Raw genomic sequence first — 15123 nt, forward strand, 5'->3', positions numbered from 1 at the left:
AACGGACACTATCAGGACTAAAAGACTGGATTAAATCGTACTTCAGCCAAAACACTCCGGATAAAATGGGAAATATCGTTGTAAAGTATCTTTGATTTTGTACATATTGACTCAGCTCGCCTTTTTTGGAGTGGAGTAGTTAAAGTAGGTGATCGTTTACTTCCAGTCTTTCAGCTTGTAAACATTGGCAGGTAACAATGAAAAAGGGTATTGGAAAAAAGGATACCAATGTTTACGATATAAAAAGAGCGAAAAAAAGCGATATTGGTCACCAACCAATACCGCGCAAAAGTTCAACGAATTTGCATCCACTATAACTCATTCACTAATTATGAAAAAAACACTAGTATTTCTTACAAAAATTAGGTAAAATGAAATAGTCGATGTACATTGACTTAGGCAACTTGTATGATCAGTTCTGGCTGATTGTACAGGGCTCTGTAAGAGGATTGCTGTCCTTTTGCAGAGTGCCTTTTTTATTTGTTTTCGCTCTAATTACCAAAAAATATTATCAACACAAAAAAATGATATTAGTCAGAAACTAATACCATGAGAAGCGTTCGCTAAATAAATATCAACAAATTCTATATATGTGCAAAAAACACTAGAATTTTTTTCTAACATTTAGTACAATAGAATCAGTCAATAGAAATATTGACGAGGCAAAACTTGTATTATTAGTTCTGGCTGATAATACAGGGCTCTGCGGGATGATTGCTGTCCTCCTGCAGGGCGCCTTTTTTTATTTGTATTGTAATATTATCTTAACTTAAAGGTTAGACTATAGTCAATAAGATATTGCGAAATAGTAAAAAAAGATTGCAAAGAGTAAAAAAGTACGCTCTAACTTTCCTTTAACAGCGCTGTTTTAGGTGAAAAAAATTTTTACATCATCAAAAAGAGTAAAATTTTACTATGGAATAGTTTGAATTAGCTGCAGTTAGTTGAGCGCTGTAATCTTTTGTTTCATATAAAGAAATTGCAGCCCCAACAGTACTGTCATCAATAAAACAAAAGGAATATCAACGATCACAAGGTAATGAGTTGAGGAATGTAGCACTTCTTTCACCCACCAGACCGCTCTTTTATAAAACTGCAGATAGAGATAATTTCCACAAATAATGCCGCAAATACCGCCAAAAGCCAAAATTATCGCAATTGGAGCAAAAAATTCACCAGTGATTTTTAATGCTGAACTACCTAGGTAAGCTTTGATCTGCAGCTCGTCTTTTTCCAATAAGAATTGCTTTTGCAGAAATGAAAATAAATAAAAGGCGACAAATACAAGCATCGCAAGACAGATAATCAGGAATGCAAATTTTAGAATTCCTAAAAAGCTAATCAACGTTTGATCTGTATTATTTTCCAATAAAGCGTTGATGGGATTGCTGTTTTTTAAGGGATTTTCTTTTTCATTGCTTTCAAGCTGAAGCAAAGTCACCCAGCCTCTGGCCAATAAAATGAAAGACAAGGAGTAAAGCATGCCAAAGCTCAATCTAAGTAATGCTGTTCCTTTTTGGCGAAGGATCGTTAAGCCGGCCTCTTCTATAACATACCCAAGTTTATCCATAACGTTCTCCTTTTATCCTGTTTATAGCGTTTGAACACCGTCAATCGTAGTGGTATAGTTGAAATTCTTCAATTAATTGAATCAATTTTTCGGCATAATCTGGATCGGTGGCATAACCGCCGTTTTGTAAAGCTAAAGCTGCTTCTTTGTAATTTTTACTCGTCTTAATGGCCTTGTAGGAATCCCCCTTTAAAAAATCCATATGATCTGCCATGGACTGTTGGATGGTTTCATACTTTTTAAAGGAATCATCAATTGTTATTCGCTGGCCATCAACGTATTCATCAGTAGGCATTACACTTGTTTGTTCTTTATACTCGCCTTTAATACCAAACAGATTATTTGCTTCGGTTGCGAGTTCACTACGACCCCAATCCGATTCTAAAATCGCTTGGGCAATCGTAATACTGGCAAATAAATGTGTTTTCTTTTGCAACTGTTTCGCCTCGTCAGCGATTTCTTCGATAAATTCCTGTTGATAAGCTGTTTCAGGATCAAGCGGTTCTTCTTTTGGTTTAAAAATGAAAAAAAGACTTGTAAAGGAAAGAAGCAAAATTAGCAGTATTGGAATCAGATTTTTTTTTGAGTAAACAACTGGATTCATAAATACCCCTCTTTTCTTTTTTCAGTTGTTTCCAGTATAGTGGTCAAATGTTACAAAAGGATGCCAAAAAAATTAATAATTATTGGACTTTTATAAGAAATACGTCAATTTGATTAAAAGTGAGGGCAATAAATTTACCGATCGTGCTAAGACAAACAGATTGTTTTACAAGCCTGAGGCTAATATAGTATGATCATTTTTGTGAATACCTATAGGGGTATATTTTAAGTAGGTTTATCTATGTATCAATCAATCATGGTCGATGAATTTGAACAGCTGGAAAAGCGCAATAAATTAGCGATTATCGACGTCAGAGAAGAAGACGAATTTGAAGCAGGACATATTAAAGGGGCGAAAAATTTTCCTCTCAGTACACTGCAGGAATCCGCTGAAAAATTAAATCCCGAACAACCTTATTATGTGATTTGTCATTCTGGCGGACGTTCGCAAATGGCCTGCGAATATTTGGCTGCTTCTGGTTATCAGGTGACGAATGTAATGGGCGGAATGTCTGCATGGAAAGGTACTGTAACAGATGAAATGTGATCCTAAATTAGCCAATCGTCTAAAGCGTTCAGAAGGACAAATTCGCGGTGTACTGAAAATGATGGACGAGGGCAAAGAATGTGGGGAAGTGGTCACACAATTATTGGCTGTTCGTTCCAGTATTGATAAAGTTATCGGACTGGTGGTTACTGAAAATATTAAACACTGTTTAACAGATGAAAAGCTTGATATTACTGATGAAGAGCTAGGGAAAGCGTTGGAAATGATTGTTAAAACCAGATAACTTAGCTGTGGGCGGGAAAAAACTAAAAAACAGTTTTTTTCCGCCCACTACTTACGAATAAACGGTGGCCCAAAGTCAGGTTCTTCGGCAATTTCATAAAATTCGATCAATATAAAAAGCATATTGTTCGTCTTTTACTCCAATTGCTCGAACCTAAACGACTTTTGGATCAACCTCTTTTTCATGTGATGCATGACTAAAAAAATGAAAAAGATGTGCTTGTTCGCTTGTAAAAAGAACATATGTTTGGTATCCTGTTACTCATAGGGAGGGATAAGTATGCAGGCATCATTTAACGTAATCAAATGGGATGAACAGCCAATAAGCGAAGACAGAGACGATTTTCCAATCACGCAGGTTCATGCTGAATATGAGCTGGAAGGTGATTTGATCGGCAAGGCATGGGTGGAATATTTACTTTATTATCTGGACAGTAATTTGGAAGACGGACATTTGGCAACTGCCAGAATTGCGGGATTTCTTCATTTTGAAGGCCAATATAAGGGAAAAACAGGAACCTTTACGGCGGCCGAAAAAGGAATATTTGATAAAGGCTTACTGGACTCTCCTGGTATGATTATTAAGGCTGGCGGACAGTTGCAGGCCTTAACAGGCTCTTATCAATATGATTTTATGAAAGATCAAAGCAAGCTGCGCCTTGATTTTAAAGAGATTCACTAAAGTGAGGAAACATAAACGCTTGACTGAAAGAATTAGTAAATAATTAAGCTGCTTTTTACCAAAAGAATTCTCTGCCTTCGTCTTGAAAAGTCTTCTAATTATTGAGATAATGGCTAGGAAAAGAGGGATTCTATGGGACAAATCTGGCTGGAGCGCTTACTGCGTTGGCAGGCAAAGCTTCAAAAGCTGTTAATAGGTCGTTATGCACGTATGGATCAGCTGAACCGTTTTTTGCTGCGTGTCTGTCTGATATTATTAATAGTGAATCTGTTCTTACCGACCACCAGTGCATTTTGGTTAGCTGCAGCTTTACTTATTTGGATGAATTTTCGCTTTTTTTCCAAAAAAATTTATCCAAGGCTGAATGAAAATACGCGTTTTTTAACGAAGCAAAAGCAGCTCAGCAATTATTTTCAACGTAAAAAGACACAATTCGAAGCACGCAAGACCTATAAATATTTCAAATGCCCTTCCTGCAAGCAGCAATTACGCGCACCAAAAGGAAAAGGCAAGATTAAAGTAACTTGTTCAAGCTGTAAGCACCAATTTTATAAAAACGTCTAAGCAGTTTTAAGCCGCTTAGGCGTTTTTGTGTCAAAAGCGAACATTCCTGTTTTTTCTTTACGCGATATTCAGCTTTTTAGTTAACTGCTGAACAAGTTATGCTATAATGAAAAAAACTATTTAGGAGGTAACTGCATGCGCGCAATTTTAACTGTTATAGGAAAAGACAAGGTAGGAATTATTGCTGGAGTGAGCCAAAAGTTAGCAGCATTAAATATTAATATTCTTGATGTATCTCAAACAATTATGGATAGCTATTTTACAATGATGATGGTCTTAGCAATTTCAAAAGAAAATAATGATCTTGAGCAAATTCGTTCAGAGCTTAATCAGTTAGGAACACAATTGGGCGTAACGATCAGCATCCAAAATGAAGAAATTTTCAATACGATGCACAAATTATAAACAACGATGAAAAGAATAATCAGCTTTAGGAAGAGGAGAGAAACTGTTGGAGACAAATCAAATTTTGGAAACAATCCGCATGATCGAAGAAGAAAACTTGGATATTCGTACGATTACGTTGGGCATTTCTTTACTGGATTGTATTGACAGCGACAGTGATCGTGCGTGCCAGAAAATTTACAACAAAATTACACGCTTAGCAAAAAATCTGGTGAAGGTAGGAACGGAAATAGAAGCAGAATACGGTATTCCGATTATCAACAAGCGCATTTCAGTGACACCGATCGGAATTATTGCGGCTGCCAGCCCAGATAAAGACTACGTTAAATACGCGAAGGCGCTGGATCAAGCTGCTCAAACCGTAGGTGTCAACTTTATCGGCGGTTTTAGTGCTTTAGTTGAAAAAGGCTATCAGCATGGCGATGATATCTTAATTAATTCCATTCCTCAGGCGTTGGCTGAAACAGAATTTGTCTGTTCTTCGGTAAATATTGGATCGACCCGGGCCGGCATCAATATGGATGCTGTTCGTCATATGGGCTACGTGATTAAAGAAACCGCTGAAAAATCAGAGATGGGCTGCGCTAAATTAGTGGTCTTTGCTAATGCCGTTGAGGATAATCCTTTTATGGCCGGCGCTTTTCATGGCGTAGGCGAAGCGGATTGTGTGATTAACGTTGGAGTTAGTGGACCGGGCGTTGTCAAACGTGCGCTGGAAAAGGTTAAAGGCGAACCTTTTGATGTGGTTGCTGAAGTTGTTAAGCAGACCGCTTTTAAGATTACACGTATGGGCCAGCTGGTTGGTAAAATTGCTTCTGAACGTTTAAACGTTCCCTTTGGCATTGTCGATCTTTCCTTGGCGCCGACGCCGGCAGTGGGTGACAGTGTCGCTTATATTCTTGAAGAAATGGGCTTGGAAAGTGTCGGAACTCACGGAACAACCGCTGCGTTAGCTTTATTAAATGATGCGGTTAAAAAAGGTGGCGTAATGGCTTGTAATCACGTAGGCGGCTTGTCGGGCGCGTTCATTCCAGTCTCAGAAGATGCCGGAATGATTGCAGCGGTAAATAATGGCGCATTGAATTTGGAAAAGCTAGAAGCGATGACGGCGATTTGTTCTGTTGGGTTGGACATGATTGCCATTCCAGGCGAAACCTCCGCTGAAACGATTGCGGCGATGATTGCTGATGAAGCAGCCATTGGTGTGATTAATCATAAGACAACGGCAGTCAGAATTATTCCGGCAAAGGGAACTGCAGTTGGTGATATGGTGGAATTCGGCGGATTATTGGGGCGTGCGCCTGTCATGGAAGTGAATCACTATGGCTCGACAGACTTTATCTTGCGTGGTGGTCGAATCCCGGCACCTATTCATTCCTTTAAGAACTGATCCAGCTTGTTGAACTTTTTGACTAAAAAGAAGTATGGTATAATAAAGCCAATGATCTTTATTAAATAAAAAAGGAGTTAACAATCGTGGAAATCAAACGTCAGCAAGAAGTCGTAGAGGCTTTTCATTATGATATGCGTACACAAGAAATGGGCGAAGTTGAAACAGACCTAAGAGTCGGCTTTTCGCCCATTGAATCAAAAGATGAAGCTTATCCAAAGGAAAATTCAATCATCGCTGCCCGCTTGGAATTTCGGTTAGTTTTTGATGAGTACATTTTATCAGGCTCTGTCAGCCAAATTAATCATATTATCAATCATAGAATCGAAAAACAAGAGGATATCAGTCAGCAGGAAGTAGATGAGCTGGTTAGTCCGTTATTCAATATTGTGCAGCGAATGGCTTACGAAATTACTGAAATTGCGCTGGATAAACCTGGTATTCAGTTAAATTTCCAATCTTCTGAAGCCGAATAGTAAAATAGCAAGAGCTGGTGATAGCTTCAAACTATCGCGAGCTCTTTTTTTTATCAATAGCCAGACAAAAAAGTACACGAAAAGTGACTAAATCAGTTACAATATAGCTATCACTGAAAATAGCTTTTTTATTTTTAGGGAAACTGTTGAAGAATAGTTTCCGGGAACCTTTACTTCCTTTGATGGACTTGTCATTTATATTATTTAGCTTCACGGGATTGTGTAGCTTATAAATTTAGGAGGGAAAAAAATGACAACACTCATCACTGTTTTAGTGGTACTGGCCTTTGTTTTAGTGTTATATGGCTTTTATCGTATGCAGGTAAAACATATGAAGTTTTCAACTCGTGTGTTTGCTGCTTTGGGTGTCGGTATCGTTTTAGGTGCAATCATTCAATTCGCATTCGGTACACAAGATAAAGTCACAACACAAGCAATGGAATGGATCGGTATTGTAGGTAATGGTTATGTAGCGTTTTTACAAATGCTCGTAATCCCTTTGGTTTTTGTTTCCATCGTTGGTGCATTTACCAAAATGAAAGAATCCAAGCAATTAGGGAAAATCAGCTTTAATGTACTGGCAACACTTTTAGGTACAACTGCTGTGGCTGCTCTGGTTGGTATTGGAACGACTATTTTGTTTGGATTGCAGGGAGCAAAATTTACGGAAGGAACAGCAGAAACGGCACGAATTGCAGAACTTGCGACTCGACAGGAAACCGTTGAAAATCTGTCAATTCCTCAACAAATTTTATCCTTTATTCCAAGAAACGTGTTCGCAGATTTTGCCGGAACACGTCCAACGAGTACGATTGGTGTCGTTATTTTTGCTGCTTTTGTCGGTGTTGCCTATTTAGGGGTAAAACGCAAAGCACCAAAAGAAGGCGAATTTTTCGCTAATCTTATTGACAGTCTTTATAAAATCACGATGCGTATTGTAACGTTGGTATTGCGTTTAACTCCGTACGGGGTGTTGGCGCTAATGACCAATGTTGTTGCGACAAGTGATTTTGTAGCTATTCTTAACTTAGGAAAATTTGTACTGGCTTCATACACTGCGTTAATCATTGTGATGTTGATTCACTTATTGATTTTAGTTGTTGTTAAGGTAAATCCTGTAAATTATTTGAAAAAAGCCTTCCCGGTTTTAAGCTTTGCCTTTACATCAAGATCCAGTGCTGGAGCATTACCTTTAAATATCGAAACACAAACCAAAGCCTTGGGTGTGGATGATGCAACGGCTAATTTCGCAGCAAGCTTCGGGTTATCCATTGGTCAAAATGGCTGTGCAGGCGTATATCCTGCGATGCTAGCAACGATTATCGCACCGTCAGCGGGAATAAATGTCTTTAGCTTAGAATTCATTTTAATGTTGACTGCAATTGTTACAATCAGCTCCTTTGGCGTTGCCGGTGTCGGTGGCGGAGCAACCTTTGCTTCATTAATCGTTTTAGGTGCGATGAACTTGCCTGTAGCGATTGTTGGCTTGGTGATCTCTGTTGAACCATTAATTGATATGGCAAGAACAGCTGTGAATGTCAGCGACAGTATGGTTGCCGGAATTGTGACAAGCTCTCGCATTCACGAACTTGATCGAAATGTCTTAAATGACAGCAACATGGTTATTGAAGAAAATGCATAAATGAGAATTAAATAAAATAAGAGACGATGTCAAAACGAATAATATGTTTTGATATCGTCTCTTTTTGCGAACAAGCGGCAGTCAAAAGATAGAGTTTTCGACAATGATATGCTAATTATTCGAACCTTAACGACTTTGGTCTAAGCTATTTGCTTAATGCCAATCTACAATTAGACCGACGCTGATTTTTTTAATCGGAATCGTTAGACGAATGTTCACTTTAGCTGAAAAGGAAACACAGTGGCAAGGTGCAAGGTTTTTGATCTGTTTTTCTTCAAAATATTCAATTGTTTTCATTCATTGTTCCTCCTCGTCAAACAAATGACATCCGCCTAAAATACCTAAGATCCGTAACCTTTTTTAGTATAAAATGATTTTCATTCATCTTACCATAAGCTATAATAAATAAGAATTTCTTTTTAAAAAGAACAGAGAGAAGAGGGAATAGATGTTTACGAATCAAGTGAAAATTATGTTGTATGTGACAAATGTGGAAGAATCCAGTCAATTCTGGCAAAAAATCGGCTTTGTTGAAAAAGAACGGGAAGCGGTAGATGGTACTTTAGTAGTGGAGATCGCCCAAAGTCAGGAGGCTGAAAGCAGTATCGTGTTGTACGACTTAGCCTTTATTCAGGAGCATTCACCAGAGGTTGCGGGTAATGCGCCATCGTTAATGTTCTTTTCAGATGATGTTCTGAAATTATATCAATCAATGAAAGAAGCTGGTGTTCAGGTGGGAGAACTGGTTCAGCTGCCCACTGGCTTGGTCTTTAATTTTGCCGACAACGATGAAAATTATTTTGCAGTGTCAGGACAGTAGCTCACTCGGAAACTCTAAAAAGCCTTCAGCGTAAAATTGCTGAAGGTTTTTTTATGGAAAAAATAAATACAATCATTTGTAAATGAAATCAGTCTTAAGAAGGATCAACGGCGGCTAAAACCTATGTTATATTAAAGTTGTTATATAAAAAGGGGGAAAAATTGTGACAAAAAAATTAACGAGTTTTCATTTAAAAGTAATTGCTATTATTGCCATGCTTTTGAATCATATGGGCAGTGGCTGGGGGATTAATGAAATTTCACCTCCGTTATTTTTCTTTACAGAGTTTATTGGAAAGCTGACCTTTCCGATTATGGCTTTCTTGTTGGTTGAAGGATATCATTATACGCGAAATGTGAAAAAGTATGCGCTACGTTTGTTTATTTTTTGCCTGCTATCCAGTTATCCGTTTCATCTTTTGTTTTATCCAAACTATCCGTATGTTCCTCTTGAGTTAGTCAATAATATTTTCTTTACGTTACTCATGGGCTTGTTATTGATTATTTCATGTGAAAAGACCACAAGCACGCTAGAACATGTTTTGTTAGTAATCGGTTTTTCAGTTGCGACGATTATGTCTGATTGGAACCTTGTGGGTGTTTTAATGATTTACGGGTTTTACCGTATCAAAAAGCCAAGTGCCAAAAAGATTATTCCACCACTTTATACAACAGGTGTGCTCTTTTTAATTATGTTTTTGACTTATCTTCTTTCAAAAGGTCAGGCTATGCCATGGTATGAACCAATTACTACTTTAGGCACTTTAGGAATGATTCCATTGCTCTTAAGCTATGATGGTACACGGGGCTATTCACCGAATTGGGTCAAATGGGGTTTCTATTTATTCTATCCTTTGCATATGATTCTCCTAGTTTTAATCAGAAGCTTTATGTAGCGCACGAACATGTGTAATAGTCTACAAGCAGTTTTCTCGCTTTTCTCTATTTGATTTCTATATACTAAAAATGTCTGAACAAATTTAGCTATTCGGCATTTTTATACAGAAATGAAAAGCGAGAAAAGAGGAGAAGAAACATGGACTATCGCGTATTGCTTTACTACAAATATACGTCAATTGAAAATCCGGAAGAATTTGCAAAGGAGCATTTGGCTTTTTGTAAATCATTAAATTTAAAAGGTAGAATTTTGGTGGCAAATGAAGGAATTAACGGGACGCTTTCTGGAACGGTTGCAGAAACAGATCGCTATATGGAGGCTCTTTTAGCAGATGAACGTTTTAAGGATACGTATTTTAAAATAGACGAAGCTCCTGAAAATGCGTTTCGCAAAATGTTTGTCCGTCCTAGAAAAGAATTGGTTTCTTTACATTTAGAAGAAGATGTAAATCCGCTTGAGCTGACAGGAAAATATTTAGAGCCGGCGGAATTTAAAGAAGCTTTGCTGGATGAAGAAACGATTGTGCTGGATGCCCGTAATGACTATGAATATGATCTAGGTCATTTTAGAGGTGCTGTTCGACCGGATATTCGTAATTTTCGTGAATTACCACAATGGATCAGAGACAACAAAGAGCAATTTATGAACAAAAAGATCGTCACTTACTGCACCGGCGGCATCCGCTGTGAGAAATTTTCCGGCTGGCTGTTAAAAGAAGGTTTTGAAGATGTAGCCCAGCTTCATGGAGGGATCGCTGTGTATGGGAAGGATCCTGCTACGAAAGGCGAGCTGTGGGATGGCAAAATGTATGTATTTGATGAAAGAATCAGTGTAGAAATCAATCAGGTGGATAAAAAAATCGTGGGTAAAGACTGGTTTGACGGCACGCCCTGCGAACGCTATATTAACTGTGCCAATCCCTACTGCAACAAGCAAATTTTAGCTTCTGAAGCAAATGAAGCGAGATATCTAGGCAGCTGCTCCGACGAATGCCGACATCATCCGGCAAACCGTTACGCAGCCAATCATGGCTTAAGTGAAGAAGAGGTTGCGAAAAGATTAGCAGCACTGACTGCAGTTACTAAGTAAAGACAGCAAAAAGAGCATGAAAGAGACGAGTGGAAAGTATCTCTTTCATGCTCTTTTTTATAACAAGAAATAAAAGATGCCAATAAAAACGACTAAAAACGCCGCATTCACCCAAGTAAATTGAGCCAAAAAGCTTTTACTGCGCTGCGGATAATATTCTCGATAGACTTTAAAGCCGATCAGATTAGCTAAGGAAGCGATCAATGTGCCGAGACCGCCCACATTTACACCCCAAAATAACGCTTGTGCCTGAGTCGTGAACGGTGCAATCAAGATCGCCGCCGGAACATTACTGATTCCTTGGCTGACAATGATACTGCCGAAAAAGGTGCCCTGACTCGTGGTAAATAATCTCTTGATTAAGGCAGAAATCCATTCCAGCTGAGAAAAATTACCAACTGCAATAAAGAAAAAGACGAAGGTCCACAGTAAACGATAGTCCACCTGTTTCACAGTTTTCGGCTGATAGCTGGCTAAGAGCACGGTCGTCAGTGGAATTACAATCAAATAAGAGCAGACATTGAACACACTTAAAAGAATGAATACACCAATAATCGTTAAAAAGCTGAGCTTCTTTTTATCTAACTCAGGAAAAGCTGTTTGCTGAGTTGGTATTGTTTCTTTTTTTACAAAGAAAAAAGCTAGACTTAAAATAAGCAGAGAAAACAACAGTAAAGGCAAAGCCCAACGAAAAAATGCTCCAGCTGACAGCTTATAATAAGAAAATAGAAACAAGTTCTGCGGATTGCCGACGGGGAAAAAGCTGCTGCCTAAATTTGCAGCAATAATCAATATGACAGCCCCAAAGGCCTTGTTTTTAAGCATCGGTAATTTTCGAGTAATCATTAAATAAATTGGCATTAAGGTCAGAATGGCCACATCATTGGTTAAAAGCATCGAACTAAAAAAGGCCAGCAAAGTAATATTTCTGATCAAGCTTCTGGTCGTTTTCGATAAATCAATCAATTTTTCAGCAAAGTAAGTTAAAACACCAAGCTGCTCAATATTTTTAACTAATAGCATTAAGCCGAACAAACAAAAAATTACTTTAAAATCAATCGAAGCCAAGCTGAACGTTCCAAAAAAGCAGCTGAGAACAGCCACAAAAAAAGCAATAGTAAAGAGCCAGTCATTTTTAAAATATGCGCTGATTCGCTTGATAAACTCACCTCCAAAAAGATAAAACTCCTTTACAAATGTACTTTATAACGAAAAATTACGCAAGTAAGATTCGTTGAAAAAAAATGAACGAAAAGTGCGTGGCAACTTTTCGCTCATTTTTTTGATCCAATTAAATATTAAGTACTTTATCCAAGAAGTCCTTGGTTCGTTCATTTTGCGGATTGCCGAAGATTTGTTCAGGCGTTCCATCCTCAAGGAAATTACCGTCATCAATAAACATGACACGATTAGCCACTTCCTTAGCAAAGCCCATTTCATGCGTGACAATAACCATCGTCATGCCTTGCTTCGCTAGCTTCTTCATTACATTCAACACATCGCCGACCATTTCCGGGTCAAGCGCTGAGGTTGGTTCATCAAACAGCATAATATCCGGATTCATTGCCAAGGCTCTGGCAATCGCTACCCGCTGCTTTTGACCACCTGAAAGAGATTCGGGGTAGCTGTCTTTTTTATCTGCTAAACCAACGCTGTCTAAAAGCTTAAGTGCTTTTTCCTTAGCTTCTTCTTTTGACAAACGACCTAAGTCGGTTGGTGCCAAGACAATATTTTCCATAATAGACAAATGTGGAAATAGATTAAAATGCTGGAAAACCATGCCGATATGCTGGCGAATTTTATTAATATTGGTGCTTTTATCTGTTAAGTTCGCGCCATCAATGATGATGTCGCCGCTGGTTGCTTCTTCCAATTGGTTTAAACAACGCAGGAAGGTACTTTTTCCAGAACCGGAAGGGCCGATGATACAAACTACGTCTCCTTCACGAATAGATACGTTAATGTCATTCAAGACAGTATGCTCACCATATTTTTTGACTAAATGTTCAACTAAGATCTTTTCAGCCATTTACTTCACCTTCTTTTCTAAAACTTTTGCGAATTTGGTTAAAGCTGTGATTAAAATGAGATACATCATAGCGATGATAAAGTAAACCATGGTACTTTGCAAATTACGTGCCACGATAATTTTCCCTGTTTGCAGCAATTCAATCAAGCCGATCGCTGAAAGAATGGTCGTATCTTTTAATGAAATAACAAACTGGTTCACGAAGGATGGCAGCATAATTTTAATTGCTTGCGGTAAAATGATCTTTTGCATCGTGCGATTATAAGAAAGTCCCAAGCTGCGAGAAGCCTCCATTTGTCCTGTTGGTACGGCATTAATACCGCCACGGACAATCTCCGAAATATAAGCGCTGGCGTTTAAGGTCAAAGTAATAATTCCGGCAAGAAAAACAGGAATGTTAAAGCCTAAAATCCCCGGTAAACCGAAGTAAATGAAGAAGGCCAACACCATTAATGGAATCCCGCGAATAATATCGACATAAACGGTTGAAATCATACGCAACACTTTGGATGGAGAAGCACTGAACAAGCCGAAAAGAACACCGACAATCAGTGCAAGGATAAATGAAATCAAGGTTAATTGAATCGTCATCCATAAGCCGTTTAATAGACGTTTCCAATTATTTTGAATCATACCGACAAAGGTTGATTCGTCGACCGTTTTTTCTTCACTGCCGTCTTTAATATACTTACCGACGATTTTGTCGTATTCGCCTGTTCGTTTTAGTTCGGCAAGACCTTCGTTAAACATTTGGATCAATTCTGGATTTTTACCTTTTTTTACAGCGAAGCCATATTTTCCGCCTTCTTCACGTGGGATGGGAGTAATTAGCGGCTGCTTTTGGGCAACACCGTAACCGATGACTGGATAATCATCCATCATTGCATCAATTTCACCAATTTCAAGTGCGCTGTATAAGGCATCTGTTGTATCAAGGTATTTCACAGAATAGCCGTATTTATCTTTATTCGCTTCAAGAAAATCTGCACTTTCGGTGCCGATTTTTGCCCCGACCTTTTTATTTTTTAAATCTTCATAAGACTTGATTTTGTCGTTGCCTTTTTTCACTGCGATTTGAATACCGCTGTTAAAGTATGGAGTAGAGAAATCAAAGGATTTTTCCCGTTCCTCGGTAATGGTCATGCCGGCGATCATTGCATCAGCTTGACCGGATTCCACTGCTTGTACTGCTGAACTAAAGCCGATAAATTTGAATTCAATGTTGAAGCCTTGGAGTTCAGCGATTCGTTTCACTAAATCTACATCAATACCTTCATATTCACCATCTGAATTTTGAAATTCAAAAGGAGCGAAGGTTGAATCACTTGCGATAACGTAATTATCTTTTTTAGGTTGAATCTTTTTCATTTTTCCATCGGCTGGTTCATTGCCGGTAGAAATGTAGTCTGCAATAATTTCATCATACTTGCCGGATTCTTTTAAGTTTTTCAAGCCAGCATTGAATTTTTTCAATAATTCTTTGTTTTGCCCTTTTTTCACAGCGAAACCATAAGAGCTGCCGGTTTCCTTATCACCGACTAATTGTAGCTTTTGTCCATTGGTAATGGCATAGCCTAAGACAGGATAGTCGTCAAAAATGGCGTCTGCTTCACCGTTTTCCAAGGCTTGGTATAAGCCGGTGGCATCATCAAAGTTTTTAATTTTATAGTCGTACTTGTCTTGATTTTTCTCAATGAAGGTCGCGCTTTCGGTGCCAACCTTAGCAGCAACCGTTTTTCCTTTTAGATCTTTATAATTTTTGATTTGATCATTGCCTTTTTTGACCGCCATTTGCAAACCGCTGTCAAAGTAGGGTTCTGAAAAGTCAAATGATTTTTTGCGTTCATCGGTAATACTCATACCTGCGATCATTCCGTCAATCTGGTTTGACTGTACCGCTTGAATTGCACTATCAAAGCCTAGTGGTTTGTGGACCACCTTAAAGTCCTGATCTTCAGCAATAGCATGAAGTAAGTCAATATCGATTCCGATATATTTTCCCTCAGAATCTTGAAATTCAAAAGGAGCAAAGGTTAAATCAGTTCCTATATTATATGTTTTTTCCTCAGCGTGAGCCGACTGCCCCAGTGTAAATGTCAGTAGACTTGCCATTACGGCAACGAATGAAAGTAAAAAGTGTTTACTTTTCATAAAATACCTCCTCTA

General features: G+C 38.4%; 17 protein-coding genes. 11 read left to right on the top strand and 6 right to left on the bottom strand.

Going from position 1 to position 15123, the window contains the following annotated elements:
* Positions 1-940: 940 nt before the first annotated feature.
* Together ABH902_RS02930 and ABH902_RS02935 are read right to left on the bottom strand one after the other, a co-directional pair.
* Positions 941-1570, bottom strand: coding sequence for a hypothetical protein (locus ABH902_RS02930; protein ID WP_404589064.1), 630 nt, complete (start codon positions 1568-1570; stop codon positions 941-943).
* A gap of 40 nt (positions 1571-1610) precedes the next feature.
* Positions 1611-2174: a glycoside hydrolase family 73 protein gene (locus tag ABH902_RS02935; protein WP_404589066.1), complete on the bottom strand. Its 564-nt coding sequence runs from the start codon at positions 2172-2174 to the stop codon at positions 1611-1613.
* Between the two features lie 240 nt (positions 2175-2414).
* Between ABH902_RS02935 and ABH902_RS02940 the strand changes: the two genes are divergently transcribed.
* From ABH902_RS02940 to ABH902_RS02975, 8 genes are all read left to right on the top strand, one after another.
* On the top strand, positions 2415-2720 hold the full coding sequence (locus ABH902_RS02940) for a rhodanese-like domain-containing protein (RefSeq protein WP_404589067.1): 306 nt from the start codon (positions 2415-2417) through the stop codon (positions 2718-2720).
* Positions 2710-2964 carry a metal-sensitive transcriptional regulator gene (locus ABH902_RS02945; RefSeq protein WP_404589068.1) on the top strand — a complete coding sequence of 85 codons (255 nt, stop codon included), beginning with the start codon at positions 2710-2712 and terminating at the stop codon, positions 2962-2964. Before ABH902_RS02940 ends, ABH902_RS02945 begins: the two co-directional genes overlap by 11 nt.
* A 279-nt stretch (positions 2965-3243) precedes the next feature.
* Entirely contained in the window at positions 3244-3645 is a 402-nt protein-coding gene (locus tag ABH902_RS02950) for a DUF3224 domain-containing protein (protein ID WP_404589070.1), read from the top strand.
* A gap of 132 nt (positions 3646-3777) precedes the next feature.
* Positions 3778-4209 carry a hypothetical protein gene (locus ABH902_RS02955; protein ID WP_404589071.1) on the top strand — a complete coding sequence of 144 codons (432 nt, stop codon included), beginning with the start codon at positions 3778-3780 and terminating at the stop codon, positions 4207-4209.
* 135 nt (positions 4210-4344) lie between these two features.
* Positions 4345-4614, top strand: coding sequence for an ACT domain-containing protein (locus ABH902_RS02960; RefSeq protein ID WP_404589072.1), 270 nt, complete (start codon positions 4345-4347; stop codon positions 4612-4614).
* Between the two features lie 46 nt (positions 4615-4660).
* Positions 4661-6004, top strand: coding sequence for a PFL family protein (locus ABH902_RS02965; protein ID WP_404589073.1), 1344 nt, complete (start codon positions 4661-4663; stop codon positions 6002-6004).
* A gap of 86 nt (positions 6005-6090) precedes the next feature.
* Positions 6091-6480 carry a DUF1149 family protein gene (locus ABH902_RS02970; protein ID WP_404589074.1) on the top strand — a complete coding sequence of 130 codons (390 nt, stop codon included), beginning with the start codon at positions 6091-6093 and terminating at the stop codon, positions 6478-6480.
* Between the two features lie 250 nt (positions 6481-6730).
* The gene (locus ABH902_RS02975; protein WP_404589076.1) at positions 6731-8122 is read left to right on the top strand and encodes an L-cystine transporter; all 1392 of its coding nucleotides are present in this window, start codon (positions 6731-6733) and stop codon (positions 8120-8122) included.
* Between the two features lie 153 nt (positions 8123-8275).
* Here the strand turns inward: ABH902_RS02975 and ABH902_RS02980 are convergent, their stop codons facing one another.
* Positions 8276-8419 (bottom strand): hypothetical protein, encoded by a 144-nt coding sequence (locus tag ABH902_RS02980; RefSeq protein WP_404589077.1) that lies wholly within the window; start codon positions 8417-8419, stop codon positions 8276-8278.
* A 151-nt stretch (positions 8420-8570) separates the two neighbouring features.
* Here ABH902_RS02980 and ABH902_RS02985 point away from each other — a divergent pair, with 151 nt between their 5' ends.
* The 3 genes from ABH902_RS02985 to ABH902_RS02995 all read left to right on the top strand — a co-directional run bounded on the left by ABH902_RS02985 (position 8571) and on the right by ABH902_RS02995 (position 10928).
* Entirely contained in the window at positions 8571-8942 is a 372-nt protein-coding gene (locus ABH902_RS02985) for a VOC family protein (protein ID WP_404589079.1), read from the top strand.
* Positions 8943-9105: 163 nt separating this feature from the next.
* A complete protein-coding gene (locus ABH902_RS02990) occupies positions 9106-9837 on the top strand; it encodes a TraX family protein (RefSeq protein WP_404589081.1) in 732 nt (243 codons plus the stop codon).
* Positions 9838-9977: 140 nt separating this feature from the next.
* Positions 9978-10928, top strand: a complete 951-nt coding sequence (locus ABH902_RS02995; RefSeq protein ID WP_404589083.1) for a rhodanese-related sulfurtransferase — start codon at positions 9978-9980, stop codon at positions 10926-10928.
* A gap of 57 nt (positions 10929-10985) precedes the next feature.
* Here the strand turns inward: ABH902_RS02995 and ABH902_RS03000 are convergent, their stop codons facing one another.
* The 3 genes from ABH902_RS03000 to ABH902_RS03010 all read right to left on the bottom strand — a co-directional run bounded on the left by ABH902_RS03000 (position 10986) and on the right by ABH902_RS03010 (position 15108).
* Entirely contained in the window at positions 10986-12032 is a 1047-nt protein-coding gene (locus ABH902_RS03000; protein WP_404589084.1) for an SLC13 family permease, read from the bottom strand.
* Between the two features lie 187 nt (positions 12033-12219).
* The gene (locus tag ABH902_RS03005; RefSeq protein WP_404589086.1) at positions 12220-12957 is read right to left on the bottom strand and encodes an amino acid ABC transporter ATP-binding protein; all 738 of its coding nucleotides are present in this window, start codon (positions 12955-12957) and stop codon (positions 12220-12222) included.
* Positions 12958-15108 carry an amino acid ABC transporter substrate-binding protein/permease gene (locus ABH902_RS03010; RefSeq protein WP_404589088.1) on the bottom strand — a complete coding sequence of 717 codons (2151 nt, stop codon included), beginning with the start codon at positions 15106-15108 and terminating at the stop codon, positions 12958-12960.
* Between the last annotated feature and the right edge of the window lie 15 nt (positions 15109-15123).

It is taken from the genome of Enterococcus sp. UD-01 (assembly GCF_044909655.1).
Lineage (GTDB): Bacteria > Bacillota > Bacilli > Lactobacillales > Enterococcaceae > Enterococcus_L.